This is a genomic window from Bacillus sp. V3B (assembly GCF_024494465.1).
Taxonomy (GTDB): Bacteria; Bacillota; Bacilli; order Bacillales; family Cytobacillaceae; genus Bacillus_BD.
Genome location: NZ_JAETXM010000005.1, coordinates 110226 through 135138, shown reverse-complemented (window position 1 = coordinate 135138; position 24913 = coordinate 110226). Strand labels below are relative to the sequence as shown.

24 protein-coding genes are annotated in these 24913 nt (G+C 36.0%); 10 read left to right on the top strand and 14 right to left on the bottom strand.

Annotated elements, in window-relative coordinates; translation table 11 throughout:
- Positions 1–2: 2 nt before the first annotated feature.
- The 5 genes from JMM81_RS09025 to JMM81_RS09005 all read right to left on the bottom strand — a co-directional run bounded on the left by JMM81_RS09025 (position 3) and on the right by JMM81_RS09005 (position 3993).
- Positions 3–881: an NAD(P)-dependent oxidoreductase gene (locus JMM81_RS09025; protein ID WP_256241234.1), complete on the bottom strand. Its 879-nt coding sequence runs from the start codon at positions 879–881 to the stop codon at positions 3–5.
- Positions 882–975: 94 nt separating this feature from the next.
- Positions 976–1437 carry a hypothetical protein gene (locus JMM81_RS09020; RefSeq protein ID WP_256241233.1) on the bottom strand — a complete coding sequence of 154 codons (462 nt, stop codon included), beginning with the start codon at positions 1435–1437 and terminating at the stop codon, positions 976–978.
- A 178-nt stretch (positions 1438–1615) separates the two neighbouring features.
- Entirely contained in the window at positions 1616–3331 is a 1716-nt protein-coding gene (ptsP, locus tag JMM81_RS09015) for a phosphoenolpyruvate--protein phosphotransferase (protein ID WP_256241232.1), read from the bottom strand.
- Positions 3331–3597, bottom strand: coding sequence for a phosphocarrier protein HPr (locus tag JMM81_RS09010; protein ID WP_256241231.1), 267 nt, complete (start codon positions 3595–3597; stop codon positions 3331–3333). Before JMM81_RS09010 ends, ptsP begins: the two co-directional genes overlap by 1 nt.
- 198 nt (positions 3598–3795) lie before the next feature.
- Positions 3796–3993, bottom strand: coding sequence for a hypothetical protein (locus JMM81_RS09005; RefSeq protein ID WP_256241230.1), 198 nt, complete (start codon positions 3991–3993; stop codon positions 3796–3798).
- 186 nt (positions 3994–4179) lie between these two features.
- Here JMM81_RS09005 and JMM81_RS09000 point away from each other — a divergent pair, with 186 nt between their 5' ends.
- Positions 4180–4368: a YkvS family protein gene (locus JMM81_RS09000; protein WP_256241229.1), complete on the top strand. Its 189-nt coding sequence runs from the start codon at positions 4180–4182 to the stop codon at positions 4366–4368.
- Positions 4369–4519: 151 nt separating this feature from the next.
- Here the strand turns inward: JMM81_RS09000 and JMM81_RS08995 are convergent, their stop codons facing one another.
- Positions 4520–4630, bottom strand: coding sequence for a DUF6254 family protein (locus JMM81_RS08995; protein ID WP_256241228.1), 111 nt, complete (start codon positions 4628–4630; stop codon positions 4520–4522).
- A 192-nt stretch (positions 4631–4822) separates the two neighbouring features.
- Between JMM81_RS08995 and JMM81_RS08990 the strand changes: the two genes are divergently transcribed.
- Positions 4823–5434, top strand: coding sequence for a CPBP family intramembrane glutamic endopeptidase (locus JMM81_RS08990; protein ID WP_256241227.1), 612 nt, complete (start codon positions 4823–4825; stop codon positions 5432–5434).
- 83 nt (positions 5435–5517) lie between these two features.
- Positions 5518–6237, top strand: coding sequence for a hypothetical protein (locus tag JMM81_RS08985; protein ID WP_256241226.1), 720 nt, complete (start codon positions 5518–5520; stop codon positions 6235–6237).
- Positions 6238–6353: 116 nt separating this feature from the next.
- Here the strand turns inward: JMM81_RS08985 and JMM81_RS08980 are convergent, their stop codons facing one another.
- The gene (locus JMM81_RS08980) at positions 6354–7400 is read right to left on the bottom strand and encodes a YkvI family membrane protein (RefSeq protein ID WP_256241225.1); all 1047 of its coding nucleotides are present in this window, start codon (positions 7398–7400) and stop codon (positions 6354–6356) included.
- A 220-nt stretch (positions 7401–7620) separates the two neighbouring features.
- Between JMM81_RS08980 and JMM81_RS08975 the strand changes: the two genes are divergently transcribed.
- Positions 7621–9777 (top strand): ATP-dependent Clp protease ATP-binding subunit, encoded by a 2157-nt coding sequence (locus JMM81_RS08975; protein WP_256241224.1) that lies wholly within the window; start codon positions 7621–7623, stop codon positions 9775–9777.
- A gap of 102 nt (positions 9778–9879) precedes the next feature.
- Here the strand turns inward: JMM81_RS08975 and JMM81_RS08970 are convergent, their stop codons facing one another.
- Together JMM81_RS08970 and JMM81_RS08965 are read right to left on the bottom strand one after the other, a co-directional pair.
- Positions 9880–11574, bottom strand: a complete 1695-nt coding sequence (locus JMM81_RS08970; protein ID WP_256241223.1) for a M3 family oligoendopeptidase — start codon at positions 11572–11574, stop codon at positions 9880–9882.
- A gap of 179 nt (positions 11575–11753) precedes the next feature.
- Positions 11754–12194: a MarR family winged helix-turn-helix transcriptional regulator gene (locus tag JMM81_RS08965; protein ID WP_305367763.1), complete on the bottom strand. Its 441-nt coding sequence runs from the start codon at positions 12192–12194 to the stop codon at positions 11754–11756.
- 236 nt (positions 12195–12430) lie between these two features.
- Here JMM81_RS08965 and JMM81_RS08960 point away from each other — a divergent pair, with 236 nt between their 5' ends.
- The 3 genes from JMM81_RS08960 (at position 12431) to JMM81_RS08950 (ending at position 15883) form a co-directional block, all read left to right on the top strand.
- Positions 12431–13930 (top strand): PAS domain-containing sensor histidine kinase, encoded by a 1500-nt coding sequence (locus tag JMM81_RS08960; protein ID WP_256241222.1) that lies wholly within the window; start codon positions 12431–12433, stop codon positions 13928–13930.
- A 347-nt stretch (positions 13931–14277) separates the two neighbouring features.
- Complete coding sequence (locus JMM81_RS08955; RefSeq protein WP_256241221.1) at positions 14278–15504, top strand: MFS transporter; 1227 nt, start codon at positions 14278–14280, stop codon at positions 15502–15504.
- 148 nt (positions 15505–15652) lie between these two features.
- A complete protein-coding gene (locus JMM81_RS08950; RefSeq protein ID WP_256241220.1) occupies positions 15653–15883 on the top strand; it encodes an aspartyl-phosphate phosphatase Spo0E family protein in 231 nt (76 codons plus the stop codon).
- A gap of 508 nt (positions 15884–16391) precedes the next feature.
- On the opposite strand, the gene JMM81_RS08945 is transcribed toward JMM81_RS08950, so the two are convergent.
- A complete protein-coding gene (locus tag JMM81_RS08945; RefSeq protein ID WP_256241219.1) occupies positions 16392–18710 on the bottom strand; it encodes a thiamine pyrophosphate-dependent enzyme in 2319 nt (772 codons plus the stop codon).
- Between the two features lie 25 nt (positions 18711–18735).
- Positions 18736–19740 (bottom strand): 2-oxoacid:acceptor oxidoreductase family protein, encoded by a 1005-nt coding sequence (locus tag JMM81_RS08940; protein ID WP_256241218.1) that lies wholly within the window; start codon positions 19738–19740, stop codon positions 18736–18738.
- A 549-nt stretch (positions 19741–20289) separates the two neighbouring features.
- Between JMM81_RS08940 and JMM81_RS08935 the strand changes: the two genes are divergently transcribed.
- Positions 20290–22050 carry a B12-binding domain-containing radical SAM protein gene (locus JMM81_RS08935; RefSeq protein ID WP_256241216.1) on the top strand — a complete coding sequence of 587 codons (1761 nt, stop codon included), beginning with the start codon at positions 20290–20292 and terminating at the stop codon, positions 22048–22050.
- Positions 22051–22105: 55 nt separating this feature from the next.
- Here the strand turns inward: JMM81_RS08935 and JMM81_RS08930 are convergent, their stop codons facing one another.
- On the bottom strand, positions 22106–22246 hold the full coding sequence (locus tag JMM81_RS08930) for a hypothetical protein (RefSeq protein WP_256241215.1): 141 nt from the start codon (positions 22244–22246) through the stop codon (positions 22106–22108).
- 2 nt (positions 22247–22248) lie between these two features.
- Positions 22249–22410, bottom strand: coding sequence for a hypothetical protein (locus JMM81_RS08925; RefSeq protein WP_256241214.1), 162 nt, complete (start codon positions 22408–22410; stop codon positions 22249–22251).
- 138 nt (positions 22411–22548) lie between these two features.
- On the opposite strand from JMM81_RS08925, the gene JMM81_RS08920 reads away from it, so the two are divergent.
- The gene (locus JMM81_RS08920; protein ID WP_375162363.1) at positions 22549–22887 is read left to right on the top strand and encodes a DUF3905 domain-containing protein; all 339 of its coding nucleotides are present in this window, start codon (positions 22549–22551) and stop codon (positions 22885–22887) included.
- Between the two features lie 88 nt (positions 22888–22975).
- Here JMM81_RS08920 and JMM81_RS08915 read toward each other — a convergent pair whose 3' ends face one another.
- Complete coding sequence (locus tag JMM81_RS08915) at positions 22976–24334, bottom strand: TrkH family potassium uptake protein (RefSeq protein ID WP_256241212.1); 1359 nt, start codon at positions 24332–24334, stop codon at positions 22976–22978.
- A gap of 298 nt (positions 24335–24632) precedes the next feature.
- Between JMM81_RS08915 and JMM81_RS08910 the strand changes: the two genes are divergently transcribed.
- Positions 24633–24833, top strand: coding sequence for an alpha/beta-type small acid-soluble spore protein (locus JMM81_RS08910; RefSeq protein WP_256241210.1), 201 nt, complete (start codon positions 24633–24635; stop codon positions 24831–24833).
- The last annotated feature ends 80 nt before the right edge of the window (positions 24834–24913 follow it).

Sequence of the window (24913 nt, the reverse complement as noted above, 5' to 3'; positions counted from 1 at the left end):
ATTTATTGCTGCCAGTATTTATAAAGAGCGTGTGTACCACTATTTTCCTCACCATGTTCAGCAAGATGATCATACATCTTTTTGGCTAAAGCAAGGCCAGGTGTTTCCATCTTCATTGCTTCTGCTTCTTTTAGAGCAATATTCATATCTTTAATAAAATGTTTGATATAAAAGCCAGGTTCAAAATCACCTTCAATCATTCTTGGTGCCAAATTAGAAAGTGACCAACTACCAGCAGCTCCTGACGTAATGCTTGTAAGCACTTTTTCTGGATCTAGACCTGCCTTTTGTGCATAAACAATCGATTCACATACCCCAATCATATTTGAAGCAATCGCGATTTGATTGCACATTTTTGTATGCTGTCCAGCACCTGCTTTCCCTTGATAAACAACATTTGTGCCAAGATGGTTGAAAAGAGGTTCTAGTTCGTCATACACCTCTTGATCTCCCCCCACCATGATCGAAAGTTTAGCTTTTCTTGCACCAATATCTCCACCTGAAACAGGTGCATCCACGGCATATATACCCTTCTTAAGGGCTTCTTCATATATTTTTACCGCTAAAGTCGGAGTGGATGTCGTCATATCAATCACATATGTATGGGATTTTCCATTGGTCACAATTCCCTGCTCACCAAAGTAAACCTCCTCTACATCCTTTGGATATCCAACCATCGTAAAAATGACATTCGCCTTTTCAGCCACTTCTTTTATCGTACTTACCCATGTAGCTCCTTTTTGTAAAAGCTCATCCGCTTTCTCCTTCGTACGATTGTAAACGATAATAGGATACCCTACACTTAGAAGATGTCCAGCCATACTCTTTCCCATCACGCCTGTTCCAATAAAACCAATCACAGTATTTTCAGGTGTTAACATGATTCGATCTCTCCTTCCAAACAAGTCAGTTCTATTGTATCATGACCCATTCTAGAAAGAGGAATAGATTCTAATTTCACCAATAGGATTGGATTTACATTTGCGAGGTAAAATTTGTTAAATAGGATTTCGCAATCACTTCTTCATCGCTTATAATTTGGATCGATATCGCTTTTTGATCTGTTATTATTTTTTGAATATCAAAAACATGTAAATCCAAGAGTAATGGGATAGGTTCCATATAGATAAAGGATTGTTTACTGTCTGAGACATTCAGTGATTTACCGTTAAACACTTCCTTTGATCCGTATATAAATTCCCCACTACCAAGTGCTGCTACTAACTGTTCATCATGTATGAGTACTTTGACTTTATACATCTTTTCATCCGTAAACACTTTTTCATTAATTTTAAAACGGAACTGTAATTCATTTTTATTCGTTAAGAGCGCTTCAGCATGGCGATTAATAATAGATGGTTCAGGGGTTACCGCACAACCAACGAGACTGATAAGGCCAACGAAAATCAGAGCTGAATAGATCGATTTAACATTCAATGGATAATCCCTCCTTATCTCCACTTTTGCCATATTAGTTACTTATTAAACGAATAACGCTCATTCTTAATCAGAATATTTTTTAAACTTGTTCACACGAAAAACCGACTAAAATACCTAGTCGGGTGTACGTAGTTGGAACAAGTCTATAGTTTAAATACATGGATTCCAATGAAGTTTATTTTTTTGTAGCTTCTTCGACCGCCTCAATGACTTCACTTGTTGTACTCATTTGCAACACTTTTTCAGCTAAACCTTCCATCGCTTTTTTGGAAAGACGAAGAATTTGCGAGCGTGCTTTTAAGATCGAGGTAGCACTCATGGAGAACTCATCTAAACCAAGACCAAGTAATAATGGAATCGCTGTTTCGTCTCCCGCCATTTCGCCACACATTCCAGCCCATTTACCTTCTTTATGTGCTGCGTCAATGACCATTTTCACAAGTTGCAAAATCGCAGGGCTATATGGTTGATACAAGTAAGAAACCCTCTCATTCATGCGGTCAGCAGCCATCGTATATTGAATCAAATCATTTGTTCCTATACTAAAGAAATCGACTTCTTTTGCAAATTGGCCAGCCATTACAGCTGTTGAAGGAATTTCAACCATGATCCCAAGCTCAATATGATCAGAAACTTGTATCCCTTCACTGACGAGCTTTTGCTTTTCTTCTTCTAAAATGGCTTTCGCCTCGCGGAATTCATCCAAGGTTGCAATCATTGGGAACATAACTTTTAAATTCCCATAAAAACTCGCTCGTAAAAGGGCACGAAGCTGCGTACGGAATAGATTCTCCTCTTCCAAACAAAGACGGATCGCACGGAAACCCAGGAAAGGATTCATCTCTTTTGGTAAATCTAAATAAGGTAATTCTTTGTCTCCTCCAATATCAAGTGTCCTGACCACAACAGGCTTTCCGTTCATTCCTTCAAGTACAGCTTTATAGGATTCAAACTGCTCATCTTCTGATGGTAACTCCGTTCTGCCCATGTATAAGAACTCTGTACGATATAAACCAATGGCTTCACCACCATTATTCACAACACCCTCGAGATCTTTAGGTGTTCCAATATTGGCTGCCAATTCAACCTGATGTCCATCAGCTGATACCGTTTTTTCATTCACAAGCTTTGCCCATTCTGCCTGCTGCTCTGCAAAGAGGACTTGTTCCTTCTCGTATTGAGCGATCATTTCGGATGTTGGATTTACATGAACCTCACCCTTTAAACCATCCACAATGATCATATCACCATTTTGAATTTCTTCTGTTGCCGTTTTTGTTCCAACAACCGCAGGAATTTCCATGGAACGTGCCATGATGGCGGAGTGAGAAGTCCGTCCCCCAATATTCGTTGTGAAACCTTTAACAAATTGGCGGTTTAATTGGGCTGTATCGGAAGGTGTTAAATCTTCTGCGACAATAATCGTTTCCTCTGAAATCATACTCGGGTTGACCATTTGAACTCCAAGTAAGTGCGAAAGAACTCGTTTTGTTACATCCCGAATATCAGAAGCGCGTTCTTTCATATATTCGTTGTTCATTTGTTCAAACATCGTAATACACATATCCGCCACTTCTTTTAAGGCCTGCTCTGCATTCACCTGCTCGGTTTTTATTTTATCTTCTATTGGGGATAGAAGTTCTGGGTCACTTAAAACTAGTAAATGCGCTTCAAAAACGGCTGCTTTATCTGCACCCAGTTCTGCATTTGCCTTTTCGCGAATAGCCTCAAGTTCTGTTTTTGAAGTAGATAATGCTGCTTGAAATCGTTCAACTTCCATTCCAACATCCTCAATCGTTTTCTTTTCGAATGAAAGGTCTGGCTCAACTAAGCGGTAAGCCTTTGCAATCGCTATTCCGCTTGAAGAAGAAATTCCCTTTAAAAAAAACATTATTCTGCCAATCCTTCTTTATTGAACATTTCTTGTAAGGATTTTAAAGCTTCCTGCTCATCTTTCCCTTCTGCAATAATTTTAATTTCTGCACCTTTTCCTATGCCAAGGGACATAACGCCCATAATCGATTTTAAATTGACATCTTTTCCGTTATACTCAAGACTAATTTCAGAATCAAATTTACTCGCCACCTGTACTAAAAATGTAGCTGGGCGAGCATGAATCCCTGTATCTGCAATCACTTTAAACTTTTTTTCAACCATGTAAATCAAACTCCTTCATGAATAGTATTATCAACTCAGTTTTCTAACATTCAATAACTCAATCACAAAATAGTCTTACTTTCAATCATTTTCTATAATGATCATACTCTCCTTCTTCCAACATCATAATTTTCAGTGATTCAGTCGCTTTTATTTTTAATTGGACGGTTATCATAACCGCCTTTTTATACGTAACTCTTAACTTCTTGCTTCTTCCAAATACTGATATAATACGTCCCCATTCCTTTGAGCAATTCCACGAAAATGCTTAAAGTCCTCTCGTTCTACAAGAACTTTACGAAAATCAAGAAAATCATCCTTCTTAACAAAATACTCCTGTATTTCTCCACTCTTTAACTTATCTAGAGTCTGATTAATGAATTCTTCATCTTTCATCTCAATTCACCCCTAAAAATTATATTGATATAAGCAATAAATATAAGCATTATTATCATTCTTAATCATAAAAATGATAATAAAGAAAATCAATGAAAAAGTTAGAGGAAATCCTTTACGAATAAATAAAAGTAAGGCAAAATATTAATTAATTCGTAAACGAAGGGGAGAAAGGAGATAACGATTTTGAGAATAGCAGAGATTGGTAATGTAATTGAATTTAGAGATGGATTACAAGGAATAGTTGAAAAGGTGAATGAAAACTCTGTAATTGTAGATTTAACGTATATGAAAAACTTCAGAAACTTAGAATTACATTCTCGAACGGTTGTTAATCATAAGAACTATAAAATTATTAATCCTTCAATAGTCTGAATTATCCGTCATTAAGATGAAGAACTATTTTTGATTCCGCTATTGATTTATGAATAGAACCACTAGAAGGTTCACGTTTAAATGAAAAATGATTAAAGGAGAAGGAACAAGCCTATCTTGTTCCTTTTTCCTTGACCTCTATATCGTGGAGTTACTTTCCGTTATTTGCTATTTCTTTTAATGATTTCACTTTTCCATGAGGATTTTGGTCTTGTTTTCGTACCGTCCATTCACGCTCTTTCTCACGCTTTGATTTTGACATTAAGTCTCCTCCTTTACCGTTTTCTCAACAACATTTTCGAATGCTATTGTTCACCTATATCTTTCTCTTTTCTTCAATTTTTATCAATTAAAATGTAACCCTTTTTCAAAAAAACAAATTTCCTTCCCTTTCCTACCCACATACATTGTTTTTTGATAAAATAATGGGGGTCAATATGAAAGGAGATTCTCAGTGAAAAAGTTTACAATTGATTACCTTGTAATTATCGGCTTGCTCATCGCGCATCTACTCATGTATATAACTTTTCAAGATAAAGCTATTTTTTGGTATATGTTTACAGCAACCATGTTGATTCTAATTAGTTATTCCATCTTGAATGAAAAGGTAGACGATGAAAGTACATTTCTAACGTATAGTGTGTATGGTATCTTCTCTGGTATTATCCTTTATGCTTTATTTTGGACAGGTCATCTATTAATCGATGTTTTTCATTCACCTCTTGACAAGGAAATTTCCAGACTATACACTCGTTTTTCACCCAGTCAAATCTGGCATTATATTGTTCTCCTACTTTTTATTGTCCCAGGAGAAGAGTTGTTTTGGCGTGGATTTATTCAAAAAAGGTTATTAAAATCCATGGGAGTGACCTATGGTATCCTGCTAGCAGCCGTTCTTTATGCTTCCGTTCAAATCTACTCAGATACCTTTATCCATCTCATTGCAGCATTAATTGCAGGAACTTTTTGGGGTGCGCTTTATGCATGGAAAAAAAGTATGCCTTTAGTTATTATTTCACATTTAACCTTTGACCTATTACTTTTTATCTTATTTCCATTCCGTTAAAGAAAGATTTACGATAACATGGAAGGATATTGATCACCTTAATACTAGATACTAGGATAAAAAATAATTTAGGGGGAATTATTATGCTTCGATTAGCAAAATTCTTTTTACTAATAGGAATCTTCTCTCTCCTATTAACTGCATGTGGGACAAACAATGAGTCGGATACTACCAATGAATCTGCAAATGACTTAGAACAAACAACGGATCAAACAGAGAAAGTTGAAGATGAAACTTCAGATGAGCAGAAAGAACTAGAAGGAAATAACGAAAACAAAAGTGAAGTAGATCCACAAGAGCAAACAGATAGTGATGTACAAGATGGAGCAGGGTCACCTCCTTCTGAACAAACTGTTTCTTATTCATTCAATGGAGAAACACAAGAGGAAAAGGCCCTTCTGCAAGAAAGTGACAATCAAAATTTTTCATTCTATATCTTGCCTGCCTATGAATTAACGGCAGAGGAACCTTATAACGATAGTGTTTTTCTTAAAGAAAATGATCGTGTCTTTATGAGAATTAGTATTTTACCACCGGATTCAGATATGGAATTATTAAAAGAAAATACAACGGCACAACTTCAAGTTGTCAATGAAACCGTTCAAACAGTGACTCCTCCAAATGAGGCATTTTTACAAAATGCTATCATTATGGAAGCTTCGAATGATGATGGTGAAGTTGTCACTGCCTATTTAATTAAAAACCAAGAATCCATTATTAAATTGTCACTTTTCACAACAGAACAACTTGATCATCGCGACGCTTTTATCCAAATGGCAAAAACGATAAAAGTAGGAAATTGAAAGAATAAAAAACTCGGTGAGTGAATTTCGTTGAACCGGGTAAATTAGAGCATAAAGTGATTTTATTTGTTAAGATGATGAGCACAATTGGTGCTAGGTATAACCGCCTAGCACCTTTACTTTTTCCCAGCATTTTCTGGCTTCATCCACAACAAAACAATAAAGAGAAGGCTAACATAACCAAAAATAGGATATAGGTATGAAAGAAGTTTGCTGTATTCAAAGAGACTTAACAAATACGAAACCACAAAAATACCACTTACAATAATCATCTTTGGCAGTGCTATGTATTCCTTTAATTGTTTCTCTAAGCCAAAAACATTTCCAATCACTGATGTAAAAATCTCTCCATAGATAACTAGTACAAAAATCCAATATAATCCTGGAACTAAATTTTTCATAATGATAGCCATGGGGATCTCATATAATTCAAAGTTAGGTAGCATGACCAATGTCATATGGCTAGCAATGAGGATAATAGTCAATGCAGTTCCACCTAACATGGCTCCTCTTTTAATCGTCCGTTCATCTTTCACTTCTGTCGCAACAGGTACCAAGACAGCCTGAGCCAATGATAAATTAAATGCTGTATATGAAAATGGAGCTACTACCGCTGTCCATCCATCTTTTACATATGGAATATATAACAATTGATCCATAAAATTAGGTAGTTTCAATGATAAAACCAGCAATATAAAACTAAATGTAATCATGAGTGGAACAACAAACGTGTTTACAGCGAACAATGCTTTTATCCCAACAAACATAACAAGGATTGATAAAGCAATTGTAATCATGACTCCACTTGCTTTTGACAACCCTAATTGTTCTTCAAATATAGCTCCAGCCCCTGCCAGCATCACGGCACAAACACCAATCAACATAAGCATTAATAGTAAATTAATCACTTTTCCGATTTTTTTCCCGAATAAATATTCATTAAATTCTTCATAGGATTTTGCATTAATTCGAGCGGAGATAATCATTAATTTTGAACCTAAAAAAATCAAAATATATCCTGACATTAGCATTCCAACTAGTCCAATAAAACCGAATCTAGAGAAAAACTCGACAATTTCTCTACCTGTTGCAAAGCCAGCTCCCACAACCGTTCCTACATAAACGGCGGCAATTTGAAAAGCGGCTCCCCAATTTGTTTTCACATGTCTCCCCTCCCTTCCTTCACTATATGTTCAGAAGGACAAACTAAGACCAAACCAGTATCAGACACTAAAAAAAGACATTTGTTACTATATAGTAGACAAAATACCTTAAATTTCTAGTGTAAAATACTTGAAAGTCAAAAAAGGTCAGAGTATAATCAGAATATAGAAGATCAAAGAAAGTCAAAGTCAAATTAATAACATTGAAGGGGGAATGGTTATGATCTGTCAAATTTGTCAACAAAGAAGTGCAAATGTCAATATGAGAATGGTATTAAACGGAAAAGAAACACAATTACACCTTTGTCAAACTTGCTTTGAGTCGCAAAAACAAAAAATAGCTTCTAATTTTGGACCTAACTTTAATCAATTCAAAGGATTTTCTGGCGTCAATCAACTGCCGATTGACGATCTATTCAAAAGTATGCAAAACCAACAAAATAATGATCATGATCCAATACAACAAGTAAACCCAAATCACAGCTCTCCAAATGGGTTTCTTGATCAATTCGGGCGTAATTTAAATCAGATGGCAAAAACAGGTCTAATCGATCCTGTCATTGGTCGTGATGAAGAAATTGCTCGTGTCATTGAAATTTTAAACCGTCGCAATAAAAATAATCCTGTTTTAATTGGAGAACCTGGTGTAGGGAAAACAGCTATTGCCGAAGGTCTTGCATTGAAAATTGAGGAAGGTACTGTTCCAAATAAACTGATAAACAAACAAGTTTATTTGTTAGATGTTGCTTCATTAGTAGCTAACACAGGCATTCGTGGTCAATTTGAAGAACGAATGAAACAATTAATCAGCGATTTACAGAAACGCAAAAATATTATTCTATTTGTGGATGAGATCCATTTACTTGTCGGGGCAGGCTCAGCAGAAGGTTCAATGGATGCTGGGAATATTTTAAAACCTGCCCTTGCGCGTGGTGAGTTGCAAGTAGTCGGGGCAACAACATTAAGAGAATATCGAGCTATCGAAAAGGATGCAGCCCTTGAACGTCGCTTTCAGCCTATACAAGTCGCGGAACCCTCTGAAGAAGAAGCCTTAGACATTCTAAAAGGACTTCAGTCCAAATACGAGGCTTTCCATGAGGTAAACTATACAGATGAAGCATTAAAGGCTTGTGTAACATTATCACATCGCTATATTCAAGATCGCTTTTTACCTGATAAAGCTATTGACTTACTTGATGAAGCTGGTTCCAAAATAAATCTATCTTCCAGCTATACATCAACCAAGGAAATTGAAAAACGTTTAAAAGAGATTGCGGTGGAGAAAGACACCGTTTTAAAAGCAGAAGAATATGAAAAAGCTGCTAAGTTACGTGAAGAAGAAGTCAAACTTGAAAAATCCTTAAATACAGCTGAAGCAACTGAACGTCCAATTGTTCATATCGCACATATCCAAGAAATTATTGAAAAGAAAACAGGAATTCCAGTCGGAAAATTACATGATGATGAACAATTAAAGATGAAGGATTTAGAAAAAAACCTTACATCTAAAGTAATTGGTCAGCATGAAGCTGTTGAAAAAGTAGCGAAAGCGATTCGTCGTAGTCGCGCTGGCTTAAAGTCCAAACACCGTCCAATTGGATCCTTCCTATTTGTTGGTCCGACTGGTGTCGGAAAAACGGAATTATCAAAAACACTGGCTGAAGAATTATTTGGTACGAAAGATTCTATGATTCGACTTGATATGAGTGAATATATGGAAAAACATAGTGTCGCAAAAATCATCGGCTCCCCTCCAGGATACGTTGGACATGAAGAGGCTGGGCAGCTTACAGAGAGAATTCGCCACAACCCTTACAGCATTATTTTACTTGATGAAATTGAGAAAGCTCATCCAGATGTCCTTCATATGTTCCTGCAAATCCTTGAAGACGGTCGATTAACAGACAGTCAAGGCAGGACGGTAAACTTTAAAGAATCCGTCATTATTATGACGAGTAATGCTGGTGTTGGTGAGCGAAGAATCGAAGTAGGGTTTGAAAAAAATAATACGATGAAAGAATCTAGCATTTTACAATCACTAGGACAATATTTCAAACCAGAATTTCTCAACCGATTTGATTCTATTATTGAATTTAAAGCATTAGAAAAAACACATTTACTACAAATTGTGGATTTAATGCTGGCAGAATTGAACGAAAACTTACATGAACAACAATTTAGTTTAACGGTTTCAAATGAAGTAAAGGAAAAGTTGGTTGAGCTTGGTTATAACCGAACCTTTGGTGCACGCCCACTAAGACGGGTGATCCAAGAACAATTAGAAGATAAAATTGCCGACCATATTCTTGAAAATGGGCAAACAGGCGAGCTTAAAGCTGAACTAAAAGATCAAAAAATAGTCATTCATAAAAGATAACCATGAGACAATAAAGGAGTCGCTACCAAAAATAGCGACTCCTTTCCTTTTACTGTATATCGTACATAAACAAATATATTTTTATGGTGCCTGACACCATAATTATAAGCTTTTATCGTCGATTGAGTTTAGCCAGTTTTCAATTTCTCCAATGACCGAATCTACACAGCCTTCTTCAAAGGGCGAAATGAGATTTGCGACTTGGACAAGCCCTGTGAAAGGCAAACTTCCCCCTAGTTTACAAAGCTGAACATAATCATGCCACGCTTTTTGATGATCTTCTCTTGACCGCTTCCAGAACTGAAACGCACATATTTGTGCAAGTGTGTAATCAATATAATAGAATGGTGAATTATAAATATGAGCTTGACGCTGCCAATAACCACCGTTTTCCAAATATTCATTCCCATCATAGTCTTTATGTGGCTGATATTTCTGCTCAATCTTTCTCCATGCTTGTTTCCGCTCTCTTGGTGTAGCCGTTGGATTCTCATATACCCAATGTTGGAATTCATCGACAGACACTCCATAAGGAAGAAAAAGCAACGCTTCACTTAAATGGGCAAACTGATACTTCTCCGTATCTTCCTTAAAGAATAATTCCATCCATGGCCATGTAAAAAACTCCATACTCATTGAATGAATTTCTGCCGCTTCATACGTAGGCCAATAATATTCGGGTAGTTCAAAATGGCCACTCGAATATACTTGAAAAGCATGACCCGCTTCATGGGTTAGCACATCGATATCTCCTGATGTCTCATTAAAATTAGAAAAGATAAAGGGGGACTTATAGTTTTCGATAAACGTGCAATATCCTCCACCTGCTTTCCCCTTTTTAGCGACAAGATCCATCAGCTTATTCTCTCTCATATATGTAAAAAATTCACCCGTCTCTTTTGAGAGCTCATTATACATTTTTTGCCCATTTTCAATAATCCATTCAGGGCTTCCTTTCGGTGTAGCATTACCTGTTTTGAAAATAAAACCTTCATCATAATACTTCAAATTCTCGACACCAATTCGCTCAGCTTGGCGCGCCTTTAATTTCGTTGCCATAGGAACAATTGATTCTTTTACTTGTTCACGAAATGCTGCCACCATTTTGGCATTATAGTCCGTTCGGTTCATACGATAATAAGCAAGCTCAACAAAATTTTTAAATCCAAGTCGATGAGCAATTTCTGTCCTCACTCTGACAAGTTCATCATAAATTCGGTCTAATTCATCTTCATGCTCGGCCATGAAAGCAAATCGTGCTTCATTTGCTTCTTTCCGAACGTTACGATCCACCGATTCCATATAGGGCCCTAATTGTGCTAACGTCCTTTCTTCCCCCTCAAACATGATTTTCGCAGAGGCAATCAACTTTGTATATTCCGTAGACAGTTTATTTTCCTTTTGTAAAAGGGGGACAATTTCAGGAGAAAACACCTTTAACTGAGCTTCCGCTAAAGCAAATAATTGATTTCCCCACTTTTCTTCCAACTCCCTTCGAAAAGGAGACTTAACGAGTGCCTGATAATAGTCTGTTACATACTGATCGATCTCTGGTTGGACATCATCCATATATTCTTGTTCTGCTTTGTAGAATGCATCATTCGTATCAACCGAATGTCGGATATAACAGAGATTTTCCATTGTACCAATATCATTTTGAATTTTTGCCAATTCTTTCATCGCTTCACTTTGCATCTCTACGCTAGAAGCCTTTTGAAAAGTGTCTAGTGCTGTTTCAAAATGCTTTTTTATTTCGGTCAATTGTGGACGTACATATGTATAGTCTTGAAATTTCATTTTCTCACCCCTGACTTCATCTTTACTGCTCCATTTTACAATAACACTTTTTTCCTACAAAAGAAAAAACAAGTTCTTTCATATATTTCGCCTTCACTAAGAAAGGGCTACAAAAATATGAAAGAACTTGTAGTTTTGTTCGATATTTACTGTTAAAAGTAGAGATATCTATAGATAGACTAATATTCCTTAACAGATAAACCAATTCTTTTCAAAAGTTCAATGGCTGTATCCTTCTCTTCATCTGAAAGAACAGACATGATCCTTTCAATTTCATTTTGATGTGAAGGAAAAACTTGCTCAATTAACTTTTTCCCTTTTTGCGTAATTTGTGCAAATGTAACCCTTCTATCCTCTGCACATGCGACTCTAGTGATATATTCCTTCTTCTCAAGTTTATCAATCACGTAAGTCATACTTCCACTTGCTAATAAAATTTTACCGCCAATTTGCTGTAACGGCTGATCTCCTTTATGATAAAGTAACTCTAATACCGCAAATTCTGTCGGGTTAAGCCCATAACGTTGAATTCGTTTATTTACATGCTCATTCATTGCCCTATAAGCACGAGATAAAACAATAAATAATTTTAATGATTGATCATTCAGTTCAGATTCCATATATAAACCATATCCTTTTACTCATATTATATTACACTTTAGTACTGTTTTCATTGATTTATGTTCACCTTATAGAAAATAGCAATTCTCTATTAAATTCTTATTATAAAAAAATGTACAACTTAAGTCAATTTCTCTATAATTAACCGATGTTACACTTTTTACGCCTGACGATAATAAGTACCTTTTTAATTATGCTATACTACAGTTAGTATAAATGTTGGAGACTACTACTTATGAAAAATTTTAAGCATTATATTTACTTATACATCATGATTGTCATACTACCTGCCATTATTATCGTATCTTATTTTTCATCAGAGATCTCTAAACAAGATACGGTAGAACGAGCAAGGCGCGCAGAGTGGATTGCTTCTTTTCATGAGGACCATTGGGATAATCTTATTGGAAACTCCGTTACCATAATAGAAACGCTCTCCATGACTGCTGTAACCATTCAGGATACACTTGAAAAAATGGAACCTATACTGCTCAAAGCAAATGAATCTGACCATCGTTATGGTGGGATGTATTTATTAGATACCTCGGGAAATGTACTGACTGGAACTGGTGTGATAAACGAGACCCATTTCTCCAAACAAAAATATATTCAAGAAGTCATTCATATGAAAGACATAATTATTTCGAATGAAATAGAAACATTGATAAATGGCCAACGTGTTATTGGACTGGCTAGACCTGTCTTAGATGAAGAACAAAACTTTCTTTTTATCATTATAGCTTATTTAAATGTGGATTACATACAAAATATATTAAAAATGATGATGCCAGAAGAACACATTGTCATCACAAATGCGAATGATGAAATGATCATGCAAATCAATCATAGTGAAAAGATAAAAGAACAGGAGAATTATTACTCTCTTCCGATTAATAGAATCCCCTGGAAGATTCATGTTTCACTTCGTGAAGCCAATCAACATCAACTCCGTTGGGAACAAGTCAAAATCGGTATATTAACGCTATTTTTATGCCATATTATTTATTTACTGGTCCATTATTATCGCTTACGTAGGCAATCGGCACGTGAAAAAAAACAAAATGAAGTGCAAAAGTTGGAATTGGTTGGTACATTTGCAGCCAGTATTGCTCATGAAATTCGAAATCCCTTGACAGGTATTAAAGGTCTTGTTCAGTTATTAAATGAGAAGTATACATCTGAAAAAGACCAAACTTACTTTTCCGTTATTGATCAAGAAATCAATCGAATCAATGAAATTGTGAGTGAGTTTTTAGTTCTTGGAAAACCAACAGCAGTAAAAATAGATACCGTTGATGTAAGAATGGTCCTTACTGAACTGATCCCTCTTATCCAATATGAGGCAGATCGAAATCACCATCAAAGCGAATTTATTTTACCTAAACATCCAATGTACGTACTGTGCTCGAAGGATCAAATGAAACAAGTTATTTTGAATATAACCAAGAATGCGATTGAATCAATGAATTCTAAAGGAAATTTGATTGTTGAGCTTAAACAAGTATCCAATGAATGCCATCTTTCAATCTCAGATACAGGTATTGGCATCTCACCTAAAGAAAAGAAAAAAATCTTTAAATCATTCTATACTTCAAAGGAAACCGGGACAGGTCTTGGACTTGTGATCTGCAAAAGAATTATTGATTCATTTGGAGGACACATTCATATTTCAAGCAAAGTGAACAAAGGGACAACCTTTACTATATCCCTGCCTGTTTCTACTCCATCACAATGAATATAACAAGGTATCTGACATTTACAAAATTACAATAATAGCTAGTACAATCCTGTTCAACTTGATTGTACTAGCTATTATTGTATTGTGATGTCTGACACCTTTCCTTTAAGGACTTTTCTTTTTATTCCTTCTTCCATCCTTTTTAACTAAAACGAACATCTCTCTTATCCATTCTTTCTCCCCATCTTATAGGACATATACTTCTATAAAAATTCAGAAAACACTAAAAGTGCAAGTTGAATCTCTTGTAAAATGATGAATGAAGTTCAATAATGGATTTATCTAAATATAGGATCGCTAACTCTTCAGACTAGCCACGTATTATTTTTTCAGGAGGAATGAAAATGAGTCACACAGCAGTAACTGCACATGAATCAATACAAAGTCAGCAAAAAACAACTTATAAAATATTAGTGATTATGGGACTATGTCATTTATTAAATGATTCGATTCAGGCTGTAATCCCCGCTATGTTTCCAGTGTTAGGAAAGTCAATGGGGTTATCCTTCACTCAACTGGGTTTCATTGCTTTTGCGTTAAATATCATTTCCTCTGTTATGCAACCATTTATTGGTGCACTGTCAGATAAAAAGCCAATGCCCTATGCACTACCAATTGGCATGACCTCAACTTTAATAGGAGTACTTGGGTTAGCCTTTGCACCAAACTATAGTTTTGTCCTTATTGCCGTTCTATTTATCGGACTCGGTTCAGCCATCTTTCACCCAGAAGGCTCAAGAGTTGCTTATATGGCAGCCGGTTCAAGAAGAGGATTAGCACAATCCATTTACCAAGTAGGAGGAAACTCAGGTCAGGCTTTAGCACCCCTTATCACTGCTTTGATTCTTGTACCACTCGGTCAAATTGGTGCTGCTTGGTTTACCATCGTTGCAGCAGTTGCTGTAGGCCTACTGTTCTATATTGCCCTTTGGTACTCTAGTAAATTAAAAGAAATTCAAATACAAGAGACAGCAAATGCGCATCATTTCTCAGATAAAACCAAACCAATCTCTAGAGCTATTCTTTTTTCACTTGTGCTCATCCTATTTTTAATTTTTGCACGATCTTGGTACGTAGCCGGTATCACGAACTACTATGCTTTTTTTACAATTGAGCAATATTCTATGACCATTCAACAGGCACAAATGTTTTTGTTTGCCTTCTTAATAGCAGGTGCTCTCGGTACATTCTTTGGTGGACCATTAGCCGATCGCTTCGGAAAACGTAATATGATCATTGCTTCCATACTTGGATCAGCTCCACTTTCTATCTTAATGCCACATGTGCCATCGTCCATGGCGTTTATTTTATTATTAATAACGGGGTTTATTTTAATGTCCAGCTTTTCCGTTACTGTTGTGTATGCACAGGAATTAGTACCTGGAAAAATCGGCACAATGGCTGGTTTAACCGTTGGGTTGGCTTTTGGAATGGGGGCAATTGGTTCAATTGCTTTAGGTGTGATGGCCGACCACTTTGGACTCCTTACTACGCTCACATTCACAGGTTGCTTACCTCTCTTAGGTGTGCTTGCCTTTCTACTGCCTTCTGATAAAAAACTTGCAGAGTAAGTCAACTCGTGTCGAAAGGTTTTACTAGTGAAAATAATGTCTAATATTGCGATTCTATTTACTTTAATATGAATTGTTGTCATAATTCAAAAAGGGGAGTTATTCTAGTAACGATTAAGAGAAAAGGTAGAATCAGGGGGAATTTTTGTTGCCTTATACAAATAAAACCATATTAGCTGAAATTCAAAAAAAGAGAGAGAACATGATAGATTTAGTACACAAAAAAGGGCTAGCAAATGATGATACGATCAAATGCAGTCAAGAACTGGATCAATTAATCTACCAATATCAATTACTTTTTCACAGAACTCAGGAACAAAAAGGCGACAGAAAAATAAAACAAATGGTCGTTTGGCCAAAAATAGAGGTTATATTCTAACATTAGAACAAAAGCATAGGCGTCACACTCAGCCCCTCGGGTCATAAAAGCCAGATCACACAGAAGATCGTTTGGCTTATGACCCGAGGGGCTAGATGCTTGTGCTAGATGCAGACAACTAATACAACTGATCTCTACGTTCCCTATACATGAAAAAAGTCGAGAATCCCATCATAAATGGAATCTCGGCTTTTTTATTTTTATCTAACAGTTAGAACATTATTATAGAAGTAGATTTGCATGTTTTGCTTTTAGAGTTTCCCATCTTCTTTGGATTTCTGCTTCAAAATTAGCCAGTATTGCTTCGTTTCCTTCTTTAACGTACAGCGATAATATGTTGCTGGTACGAAACGATGTAAATATCCCCAATTAGGGGGTGTCAAATTTCGTATATAAACAGTTAATCATAAACTTTTACCCTCCTCCTAGATCTTACAACAATAGGAAGCCTATTAAAAAATCGAGATTCCCACAAGGGAACCTCGATTTTTCTTTTCAATAGCTTCTATTATAAAAACGGACTTTCATGTTTTGCTTTAAGTTGATTCCAACGGCGTTCGATTTCATGTTCGAACTCTTCAAGCATGGCTTTATTTTCTTCTTTTAACATGTGTTTTGATTTACCCATGTGTTTTAACCATTCGCTAACTTCAATGCGTTTTTTCTTCTCCTCTGGATTATAAGTGATGGTTGTAACACCATTTTCCACTTCATAAAGAGGGAAGAAACAAGAAGTAACGGCAGCATCTACAATCTCTTGTCCTAATGTTTCATCTGATTTCCAGTTCAATGGACATGCGATTAAGATTTTTCCATATACCATACCTACGTTATTTGCATACCATTGTGCTTTCGCAGCTTTTTTCACAAGATCTTGTGGGTATGCTTCTGAACCTGTGAATATATATGAAATATTTGTTGCAGCCATAATTTGAGCTGTATCCTTATGGTGGAACGCTTTACCTGCTTGATATTTTCCTACAGCAGAAGTACTTGTCATATGTCCTAGTGGAGTTGAATAAGATAATTGGCTTCCTGTATTCATGTAACCTTCATTATCATACTCAACGATAATCATTTTGTGGTTACGTAAAGCTGTACCGATTGCAGGCCCCATACCAATATCCATACCACCGTCACCAGTTATCATAACAAATGTAAAATCATCGCTTAATCCAAGCTCCTTAAATTCACCACGGCGTTGTCTTTCATAGAACATTTCTACAAGTCCAGATAATGTAGCTGCACCGTTTTGGAATAGGTTATGGATATAAGTTTGTTTATGTGAACTGTAAGGATATCCTGTTGTTACAATCATCCCACAACCAGTATGGAATAACGCAACAATATCGCCTTCAATTCCTTTAAAGAATGTCTCTAATCCAGAGAAAATACCACAGCCAGGGCATGCGCCGTGTCCTGAAGCAATACGTTTTGGTTTTTTCGTTAAGGCTCTTAGTGGAGGAATCTTAACTTTTAATTTACCTGTTTCTTCATTAGGAGTAACGGTAATAAGACCTGTACGTAAATCTTCTTTTTTCAATGGTTCTACACGACGTTGTGGTGCTAATTCTGGATTACCAGGAGTGTGACCAAAATAATCAAATGGTACTTCTACTTTATCAGCTTCAACAGCATCGATTGCTAATTGGAAAAACTGTTCTGCATCATCAGCATAGAAGTCTTTTCCGCCTAAACCATAAACACGGTTAACAACTTTTATTTCATTGTTTCCGTAAGTTTGTAGTGCTGCTCTTACTTCAAGTGCCATGTTACCGCCATGGGCTCCATATGAATCTCCACGGTCACCCACTGTAATAGCTTTTACATTTTTTAATGCTTCAGCAATTTGTTTTTGCGGGAAAGGACGAAGAATATTTGGAGAAATAACCCCTGCTTTAATACCTTTCGCACGTAATTGATCAACAACATCCTTACACACTTCTGTAGCTGAGTTTAACATGAATACGGCAACTTCAGCGTCTTCCATTTTATATAGGTCAAGGATCGGATATTCACGACCAGTTAATTCTGCGTATTCTTTTGCAATTCTTTCGAATACTTTCTCTGCGTTATACATTGCTTCAGATTGTTGATAACGGTTATTAATTGTATCAGGCTCATTCATATAAGCACCAATTGATACTGGATTGTCACGGTCTAAAGCATGTGGGAAGTTTGTTGGAACTTCACCGATAAACTTTTGAACTTCTTTATTATCTTTAATTACTTGTACACGTCTCTTTTGGTGAGATGTAAAGTATCCATCGTAAGATACAATAACTGGTAAGCGAACTTCAGGATCTTCTGCTAGTTTAATAGCCATAATGTTCATATCATAAGCAACTTGTGGATCACGCGCCATTAATATCGGCCAGCCGATATTTAATGCAAAATATAAATCAGAATGATCACCATGAATATTTAATGGTCCTGAAACAGAACGGTTTACTAGATTTAATACCATAGGCATACGAGTTCCAGATTGAACAGGTAATTGTTCAAGCATATATAAGAAACCATTCGCACTTGTTGCGTTGAACACACGTCCGCCACCTGTAGCCGCACCATAACAGATCCCTGCAGATCCGTGCTCACCGTCAGCAGCGATTAATTTAATATCATGTTGTCCTCTTGCTTTCATTCCATCAAGGAACTGAGCAACCTCTGTTGAAGGAGAAATTGGATAATAACCCATGATATGGTAGTTTATTTGATGGGCAGCATATGCTGCCATTTCATTTCCAGATTCAAATACAATCGCTTGATCAACAGATCCTTCTGATAGACCTGCTTTTTCTTTATCTATGATAATCTCTTTAGACATATACGTATTCACCCTTCTCTATCAATTATTTTACTAGTTCGAATAAATGTGGTACACGGTTGGCGTCAGCATATCCGTCATTCGTTTCAGCAGCACTAGATAATGCATCTGTCGGACAGGCATGTACACATTTTAAACAGCCTTTACAGTATTGATAATCAATTCCTTTAAGGAACATTTGCGGACGGCCTTTTTTGTCCGGCTGTTCTTCCCAAACAAAGCAAAAGTCAGGGCAGGCTGTGTCACATTGAGCACAATTGATACATGTATCATCATTAAAATGAGGAAGTTCCCCAGAACGTGAAATACTTAAATCTTTGAAAATACTATTTCCAGGATCTACAACTAGACCACCGATTGGTTGTGTTTCATATCCAAGAGTTGGCTCATGGCGAACAAATGGCTTGACAGCTCCGTCTGAACTCACTTCAAATGTTTTAAATTCAACTTCATTGTAACCGCGGTCAAATGTACGAATATTTGATTCTACTAAATGAGGATATTTCTTTTCAAAAGTGCGACGGATTGTATCTCTCATTGAGTCTGCATCTAAGAAATCAAGAATTCTAAAAATTGCTCCCAGCATAGCTGTATTTACTTTTGTTTTTTCTTCCAGAGCAATTTGTGTAGCATCTACAACGGCTACGGTACCGCCATCAATTTTCGCTAACTCTTTTAGCTCATCTGGAGTTTTCTTAGAGTTAACTAAAGCCGTACTATCTGGATAAATACCGCTAGTACAGTCTTGAGTTTTAAAAAGCGCATCATGGAATATCGCTACTACATGAGGACGCTCAACAGGAGTTGTATCACGAATATTTGTGTAAGGGTCACAGAAACGAATATTCCCTTTTACAGGTGAACCTTTTTTCTCTGAGCCATAAGATGAAAAGCTAAGCCCATTTAGACCACTTCCAACTACACCAGCTTCGGAAAGTAATTTCCCGGCTAAATTCGCTCCCAATCCTCCGATTGATTCTAAGCGGATTTCAAAAAAACCTAAATCATTCTTTTTTGGTAAAATTGACATAATAATTCTCCCCTCCAATGAGACAAATGAAAGTACATAATTCAACCTTAAAACAAAAATATATACGACCGTGCTGAGCACGGTTACTCAAAAACAATTTTCCAATTTATGTTTAGGAACTTGATTTCGAATACACTTACTTAATTAAGGAAGTTAACTTTCTATTCTCACTTTATTTTAATATAACACATTTTTCGAAAATGTGAATAAAACAATGCAAAAATTATTATGAAACAGTTTTTTTTTTTTGAAAATACTCTTTATTCAGTAAGTAAAAAGGGACTTTTTATTATATAACAATTAAAATTTTATTGTATAACAGATGAAAAAAATGTCATTTTTTCTATTTTTTTGTCATAGAATGACGAATAAAATTTTTACCAATAAAATACTTTTTATTCTAAAATTGTAAAATGTTAACTATTAAATGATTTTTTTACTTTCAAATAGACTTTTTACATTGAATCCTTTCCTCCATTTCGTTTTTCATGATTTTTCATATACAATGGGTCTAGAGCATTTTTATTTTTCCTGAAGGAGTTTAGATTAATGAAGATTATTTGTGCCACATTGAATGCAAAGTATATCCATACGAATTTAGCAATCCGTTATTTAAAGGCCTACGCTCAGCCAGAATATGACGTTGAACTAGCGGAATATACGATTAAAGATCCAGTCACAAATATCGTGACCGATCTAATCCAAAAGAAACCCGGTGTAATTGGATTTAGCAGTTATATTTGGAATATCGAAGAAACTACTAAAGTGATTCAGATAATAAAAAAAATTGATCCTTCCATTACCATTATCATTGGAGGCCCTGAAGTTTCCTATGATGTCCATGATTGGATGATGAAAGAGAAGGATTTTGATTTTCTCGTTATTGGCGAAGGAGAAGCACCATTTAAGGCGCTATTACGTGAACTAGAAGGTGATAAAGATTTTGACAACCTGCATGGAATAGCATACAGACAAAATGGAGATATTCGTATTAACCATCCTCTCCACAAGCTTGAATTACGTGAAATTCCATCACCGTACAGATTTACCGAAGATATGTCCCAACTTGGTAAACGCATCACCTATATTGAGACAAGCCGTGGTTGTCCCTTTAGCTGTCAATTTTGCTTATCATCTATTGAAGTAGGGGTTCGCTATTTTGATCGAGAAAAAATAAAAGAAGATATCCGCTATTTGATGAAGAATGGGGCGAAGACATTAAAGTTTGTCGATCGTACGTTCAATATTAGTAGAAGCTATGCGATGGACATGTTCCGCTTTTTAATTGATGAGCATCTGCCTGGTACTGTCTTTCAATTCGAAATTACAGCTGATATTATGCGTCCAGAGGTTATTGATTTTTTAAATCAAGAAGCCCCTCCTGGTTTATTTCGTTTTGAAATTGGTATCCAGTCTACAAATGACTACACCAATGAGCTTGTAATGAGAAAGCAAAATTTTGAAAAGCTAACAAGGACAGTCATGATGGTGAAAGAAGGAGAAAAAATCGATCAACATCTCGATTTGATCGCAGGTCTACCGGAAGAGGATTATCAGTCATTCAAAAAAACGTTTAACGATGTATTTGCTTTCCGTCCAGAGGAATTACAGCTTGGTTTCTTAAAAATGCTACGTGGAACAGGCTTAAGAGCTCGGGCAGAGGAACATGAATACATCTACAGTGACCATCCCCCCTACGAAATTCTAGGGAATCGCGTTCTGTCTTTTGATGACATTATTCGAATTAAACAAGTGGAAGATGTATTAGAGAAATACTGGAATGACCATCGTATGGATCATACAATCGAATACCTTGTTACAAACGTTTTCCCATCACCATTTGATTTCTTTCAGGATTTCGGTAGTTACTGGGAAACACAAGGTTGGTCAAGGATTGGACATCAATTAGAGGACTTGTTTAGAAGACTAGATGATTTTCTCCATATTGCCAACATCAAAAATCTTGATATCGTTAAAGATTTGATGAAGGTTGATTATCTTGCTAAACAAAAATATAAACCAAGAAAACCATGGTGGGAACCTACTTTATCAAAAAACGAACGTTCTAGCTATTATCAAGCGATCCTTCAGAATCCTTCTGTTCTTGGAGGTCTCGAACTAAGTGAAAAGGATTTATTTAAGCACACATTGTTAGAACCTCTATCATTTGCTGTTGAACACTATTTCATTAGCAATGAAGTCGTTTGTGAACCTACTCTTCTTTTGATTTATTTTGATCAAACACATGATAAGCCCACACTTATTTCAATCAAACAAAGTGCTGTTCAAATCCCCAATGAAATCGGATGACCCTGTAAGAATGGCCCCTCCAACATCTAAGTTAGAGGGGCCATTCTTATGATGATTATTTCTTTTTTTCACTTGACTTCTCTTTCGTCATAAATGGAACTTCATAAAGCTTACTTGCATTCAAGTCGCCAAACTCCATTCCAAATTCAACATTTTCAGACGTTTTTTTATTTTGTTTTTCAGCTGATTTTTTCATATTTAGCTTCTTCCCTCCCGACCTTGTTTTGAATTACGGTTAGCCCCTTTAAGTGGGTTTTCACCATGACTAAATTCAGCTGAAAACTCTGTTTCTTGAATATTTTTTTTCGGTGTTTTTGTATGCTTTTCAGCCGCATCAAATTCTGCTTTTCTTTTTGTCATTTTTAATTCCTCCCTTTAGTTCAGTACAAACATATTTTCTACACTTAGAAAGATTTCATTCAACACTTCTACTTCCTTTTTTTTCAGTAAATAAACGATGAGTGATAGTAGAAAATAAACTAAAAAGGGATGAGCACAATGAAAAGAAACAAAAGAATTGACATTGATGAGACATTGCCTCATCAAATAAACGCTCCTAGTTTTAAAGGAACTGAAATACAAATGAAACCTCCATTTGTCAATTCATTTGGGGTAACCATTGGTGACAGTCATTATACATCTAAAGAATCTCCATTAGAAAGTTGGAGCGAGAAGACAGATCCAACCGTCATGTCCGGCAGTGAATGGGTCCATCCAACTAATGACATCGGTTGGAATACTGCAGAAAATAATGAACTACTTGAAAACACCAAACTACCACAGTCTGGCCTCTTTATGCATCCTACTAAAAATGTTGGCAACAAGGGAACAGACTAATAAAAAAAATGGAGGTGCCTTGTCACTGCTAGGCATCTCCACTTGATAGATGAAATATACAAAAATGAATGGTAAGGAGAGTCCCTCTTTAACCAATGATAATTCGTTCTTTCGGATAATGATAATTCACATCTTGTTCTTTTCCCCGAATTAATAATAAAAATGACACGACTCCAATTCGGCCGATAAACATAAGAATCATAATAGTCCATTTTCCAAATGTAGATAAGTCGGGTGTAATCCCCATGGACAAACCCGTTGTTCCAAATGCTGAACATACTTCAAAGATGATTTCTATAATCGAGTGTTGCTCTGTAATCGAAAGAATAATAATCGATGTAAAACAAAGAAAAATGGCGAGTAGCGTAACCGCAAGAGCCTTTGTGATATCATCCTCATGTATTTCTCTTCTAAAAATCTTAATATTACGCTTTCCACGAGCAAAATGAAATAAAAACAACATATTAAGTGCTAAAGTAGTTGTTCGAATTCCTCCACCGACAGAGCTCGGTGAAGCACCAATAAACATGAGTAAACTGATAAAAAGAAGCGTTGGATCGGTAAATTCACTAACATCCATTGTTGCCAACCCCCCACTTCTCGTTGTCGCCGATTGAAAAAAGGCATAGAAAAAGGCTTTATGCCAAACCATCCCTTTAAAATAATGCTGGAATTCCAACAAAATAATAAATAAGGTTCCAAAGAAAAGGAGTGCTACAAATGTGATTGTTGTTAACTTGGTGAACAGTGAAAAACGAAATGGAAGTGAAAAAGCTTCCTTATGAAAAAGATAGTTTTTCAGTTCAATCAATACAGGAAAACCAATCGCACCAAGGGTCAATAAAATAATAGTAATGAATTGAACAAAATAATCATTTGCATATGGCTCCAGTGACGCCCCTGTAATATCTAGACCGGCATTTGTCGTTGCACTTATAGAGGCAAATACCCCATGCAAAAAGGCTTCACCTGTAGTTGGGTAGTATTGTAAAAAATGAAAACCAAGAATAAGTGTCCCAAAGAATTCAATCAATAAAATGATCTTTAAAATTTCCCGAATAAGAGCCACAAGTCCAGCTAAATTTGACTGATTATGGTCAACCATAATCAACTTTCTTCCCCGCAACCCAATTTTCTTCCCAATTAAAAGCCAAACAAAAGTCCCGAGTGACATGACCCCTATGCCCCCAAATTGGAAAACAAACATAAGAACAAATATACCGAAGGTACTATATGTCTCCGATATATTCAGGACAGTCAAACCTGTCACACTTACAGAACTAATCGCAGTAAAGATAGTATCTAATAATGAGACTTCAATACCCTCCTGATGAACAGCAGGGATTCGAAGTAATAACACCGACACAGTCACTGCTATAAAATAAAAAGAAATAATCGCTTGTGCAGGGGTTATATTATCTAGTTTAAGTTTTAGCTTATGCCACATACTGTAATTCCTTTCCCAACTCGCTAATCCTATCTTAATGAATATTACCTATTTTTTAAAGAATATAAGGAAATTTACCGAAAATTTTTTTCGGTTTATTACTTTTCTGTAAAAAACAGAAGAAAAATACAAGACGATTGTTAGAGGTGAACAGTGATTATCATTCAAAACGTTCTTATTATAGAAATACCATTCCCGATAAACATTACCATTCATGAAATTTCATAAACTACTCATAATACTTGTACAGAGAAAATTTACTCTGGTTGTAAAAATTATTTTATAGGAGTTGGAATAGATGTCTAGAAGCAGTAATAAACTACTCGTTCCTGGAATTGAACAATATCTTGATCAAGTGAAATATGAAATTGCTGGAGAATTTGGTGTTCATTTAGGTTCAGATACCGTTTCTCGTGCAAATGGATCCGTTGGTGGAGAAATTACTAAACGATTAGTTCAACAAGCACAAACACAATTATCAGGAAAAAATCAACTGTAAAATCACATATTAAATGGAAAAAGGTCCGGTTTTCCGGACTTTTTTTTAAGTATTTATAAAAACAAGTCCATTTTCGATGT

Coding starts and splice junctions, on each gene's coding strand:
- JMM81_RS09025 (WP_256241234.1), bottom strand. CDS start 881: ATGTTAACACCTGAAAATACTGTGATTGGTTTTATTGGAACAGGCGTG.
- JMM81_RS08910 (WP_256241210.1), top strand. CDS start 24,633: ATGTCTAGAAGCAGTAATAAACTACTCGTTCCTGGAATTGAACAATAT.
- JMM81_RS08965 (WP_305367763.1), bottom strand. CDS start 12,194: ATGGAATCTGAACTGAATGATCAATCATTAAAATTATTTATTGTTTTA.
- JMM81_RS09010 (WP_256241231.1), bottom strand. CDS start 3,597: ATGGTTGAAAAAAAGTTTAAAGTGATTGCAGATACAGGGATTCATGCT.
- JMM81_RS08960 (WP_256241222.1), top strand. CDS start 12,431: ATGAAAAATTTTAAGCATTATATTTACTTATACATCATGATTGTCATA.
- JMM81_RS08995 (WP_256241228.1), bottom strand. CDS start 4,630: ATGTCAAAATCAAAGCGTGAGAAAGAGCGTGAATGGACGGTACGAAAA.
- JMM81_RS08945 (WP_256241219.1), bottom strand. CDS start 18,710: ATGTCTAAAGAGATTATCATAGATAAAGAAAAAGCAGGTCTATCAGAA.
- JMM81_RS08975 (WP_256241224.1), top strand. CDS start 7,621: ATGATCTGTCAAATTTGTCAACAAAGAAGTGCAAATGTCAATATGAGA.
- JMM81_RS08935 (WP_256241216.1), top strand. CDS start 20,290: ATGAAGATTATTTGTGCCACATTGAATGCAAAGTATATCCATACGAAT.
- JMM81_RS08915 (WP_256241212.1), bottom strand. CDS start 24,334: ATGTGGCATAAGCTAAAACTTAAACTAGATAATATAACCCCTGCACAA.
- JMM81_RS08985 (WP_256241226.1), top strand. CDS start 5,518: ATGCTTCGATTAGCAAAATTCTTTTTACTAATAGGAATCTTCTCTCTC.
- JMM81_RS08920 (WP_375162363.1), top strand. CDS start 22,549: ATGAAAAGAAACAAAAGAATTGACATTGATGAGACATTGCCTCATCAA.
- JMM81_RS08925 (WP_256241214.1), bottom strand. CDS start 22,410: ATGACAAAAAGAAAAGCAGAATTTGATGCGGCTGAAAAGCATACAAAA.
- JMM81_RS08955 (WP_256241221.1), top strand. CDS start 14,278: ATGAGTCACACAGCAGTAACTGCACATGAATCAATACAAAGTCAGCAA.
- JMM81_RS09005 (WP_256241230.1), bottom strand. CDS start 3,993: ATGAAAGATGAAGAATTCATTAATCAGACTCTAGATAAGTTAAAGAGT.
- JMM81_RS08940 (WP_256241218.1), bottom strand. CDS start 19,740: ATGTCAATTTTACCAAAAAAGAATGATTTAGGTTTTTTTGAAATCCGC.
- JMM81_RS08930 (WP_256241215.1), bottom strand. CDS start 22,246: ATGAAAAAATCAGCTGAAAAACAAAATAAAAAAACGTCTGAAAATGTT.
- ptsP (WP_256241232.1), bottom strand. CDS start 3,331: ATGTTTTTTTTAAAGGGAATTTCTTCTTCAAGCGGAATAGCGATTGCA.
- JMM81_RS08970 (WP_256241223.1), bottom strand. CDS start 11,574: ATGAAATTTCAAGACTATACATATGTACGTCCACAATTGACCGAAATA.